The following is a 2,817-nucleotide window of genomic DNA, read 5'->3' on the forward strand; positions in this document are numbered from 1 at the left end:
GTGATGCTGCTCCGGCCACAACGCATCCCAGAAGACATTAGTACCCCATAACCAATTATCGACGACATAGCGATAGCCGAATCCGACTGCCGTTGTTGTCTGACCGTGGTGGGTTTTTACTCCGAGCTGATTGAATGCCGTACCTGAAACCGATTGATAAAAAGGCAATAACCCATCAAATGAAACGTCTTTTAACGAAAGGTGGCTGTCGAAAGGGAGAGTGAGACGGGCATTGCCATATTGGTTCAACCAGGGTGTCAGTGTTGATGTGACCGCAGACGATAACTGCTGTGCAGCCATTGTTTTTGCTGCTTCGTTGGGAGATTGAGATTGAGTCAGTTGCCCCCATTGAGCGGTGATTTCAGCCAGTTTTTGTCCCTGCGGGTCTTGGGGTTGTTCTTCTCGCATAGCCTGACCGGGAAAACTGAGTGACAGGCTCAACAAGCTGATAATCAGAGATTTTGCTCTGTTGTACCGCGTGAATTGGATTTTTTGCACCACGAATTGTGACCCTTTTCATTAATGATGAAAGAGGTAACATGCAGAAAAAGCGTTTTAAATACTGTGGTTAATTCTTTTTCCGAAAAGGAAAATTTATCCATTTATATGCCCACTCAATATAAACAAGCATTTTAATATTTATTTCAATATGCTACGAACAATGAAATATCCAAAACGTGTTTTAAACATATTTACATCAGCAACTCAAGTTGCATCCTATAAAACAAAAATAGTTTGCAACTTGAAATGAGATGAGTATATACATGACCAATGCCGTTGCAATGCAGGTATACTTTTTGGGGAAGAAACTTCAAATGACCTTGACACAAAGAGTCCATCTTATAGACATTTATCCAGATGCACACACGTACATTACGTCAACCTTTCATGATGGATACGTAATAAACGAATTTACAATTGCTTGTCACGGACTCGCCGTTTTTCCCGGAAGAGTGGAAAGCCTTGCGATAAACGGTCAACTCTGGACTTATGACGTAGTAGCCAGATACATTCAGTCACAAACGGTAGTAAATCGATTGCATAAAATCCATCTTCTTGCTTGCAATTCAGCGAATTACGATATCGCTTCTCTTGCAGCAAAAGTATCAACAAATATACGAGAGACTGAAGTCAAAGGATATGTAGGTTCCGTTTATATAAATTTTAGATATAACGATGTTTATCAGCTTTATCTGAATAGTGGGTGTAACAGAGCTTCTCTCGAACGGCATATTGAGCAAACTGGCAGGTTTCGAGTTCATACTAATAAAGTTCCCCACTATTATTGCGTAGTATTCAAAAATGGTATTATAGAAAGACAAGATTATTTAAAAACTTGAAAAGTTTTATGGACAAAAACTCTTATCCTCATTCTTTTATTACAAGGGAATAAGAGTTTCTGTCTCCATCAGGAATTTTTATTAAGAATATTCAAAATCTGCTTTCAATCCTCGGGCTACATCCATCCGCCTTGCAACCAACACCGCCGCTTCCAGTTCACTGCACTGGTGCTCGCGCATTAACGCCCGCCGTTCGGCCTTTTCTTCTTTTTCCGTCATCCCCAGTGCCAGATACAGGCTCGGTGGCACCACCCGAAACAAGGCTTCGATTTTTTTCGCCAGCACCACGCCTTCGGTATAACAACGGGGCAATTTACTGGCAGAGAGCAAGACAGCTTTCTGCTCTTCCGTCAGTTTTTTGAAGCGGGCGATTTGTTCCACTTCATCCGGGGGCAACGTGAGACATAACCACCATTCGGCCATATTCAACATTTTTTCAGCGGTATCCGGGTAATCAGCAAGGTTTTGGGTGGCGAGCCACAGCCAGGCGCCCAGTTTACGCCACATTTTCACCACTTTGGTCATATAGGGAGACAACAGCGGGTTGGTAGTGGTGATATGTCCTTCGTCAATCACCAGTTGCAGTTCCCGATCCTGATATTGATCCCGTTCGGCCAGGTTATTGACGGTGTTGATGAGTGAGACCATCGCCAGTGCCATCTGTGCCGAATAGTTTTCCCGCGCCAGTGTGCCCAAATCAATCAACGTCACATCCACTTCCGGCCACGGCGTGCCGGGACGGTTAAACAGTTCCCCTTCAAAACCCTGGGTAAACATCGACATGGCACCGGCCATTTCATCCGCACGTGCCCGGCGATGTGCCGTGATTAAGGGCTGACCGTGTTCATCTTGCTGGTGATTGCGGGCGATGGCATACAGCGCACTTTGTAAGTCTGAGGCCACCATCTGACGTTGTTCTTCATGGCTGATGTGAGCCGCCATTATAATGGCTTCGCGGATCAAACCGCGATCTGAGCGAGTCAGACGCTCTTCCTCTTTTTTCTCACCGCCGGTGATCATCAGCCGGGCAGCAATTTCCATCTCGCCCAGAATATCGCGCTGTTCGTCACCTTCATCCTGCGATTCATCCGTATCCGGAATATCGGCTTCATGAATACACAAGTGTTGGGGGCTGAGTTGCAGCAACTGATGGGCATCAGCAAACAATGCCAGACTGACGCCACAGCCCGGTTTGATACCGATTTTATTGACCGTCAGCCCCAGACTGGCGTAATAATCGGCCAGCAAGCCAAAGCTGTTCCCCGCTTCGACAATAAACAAACGCGGTCGGTGGATAGCCATCAGTTGCACCAGAGAAGCACACAGGGTGGCAGATTTACCTGCCCCGGTCGGGCCAAACAGCAATAAGTGCGCATTCTGGGTGCGATCCTGCTTGTTCATCGGATCGAAGGTCAGCGGTGCGCCACCGCGATTAAAAAAGCTGAACCCCGGATGCCCGGTGCCGGTTGAGCGCCCG

General features: G+C 46.5%; 3 protein-coding genes. 1 reads left to right on the plus strand and 2 read right to left on the minus strand.

What is annotated here, in order from left to right; genetic code table 11:
- The coding region (locus tag ABLA85_RS18415) for an inverse autotransporter beta domain-containing protein (RefSeq protein ID WP_367965771.1) at positions 1 to 501 on the minus strand (501 nt) is incomplete at its 3' end.
- Between the two features lie 263 nt (positions 502 to 764).
- Here ABLA85_RS18415 and ABLA85_RS18420 point away from each other — a divergent pair.
- Positions 765 to 1,340, plus strand: a complete 576-nt coding sequence (locus tag ABLA85_RS18420) for a hypothetical protein (RefSeq protein ID WP_367965772.1) — start codon at positions 765 to 767, stop codon at positions 1,338 to 1,340.
- 81 nt (positions 1,341 to 1,421) lie between these two features.
- On the opposite strand, the gene ABLA85_RS18425 is transcribed toward ABLA85_RS18420, so the two are convergent.
- Positions 1,422 to 2,817: conjugative transfer ATPase (locus ABLA85_RS18425; RefSeq protein WP_367965773.1), on the minus strand; the 1,396-nt coding region annotated here is incomplete at its 5' end.

Origin of the sequence: Xenorhabdus sp. SGI246 (genome assembly GCF_040838225.1) — a bacterium.
GTDB lineage: Bacteria > Pseudomonadota > Gammaproteobacteria > Enterobacterales > Enterobacteriaceae > Xenorhabdus > Xenorhabdus indica.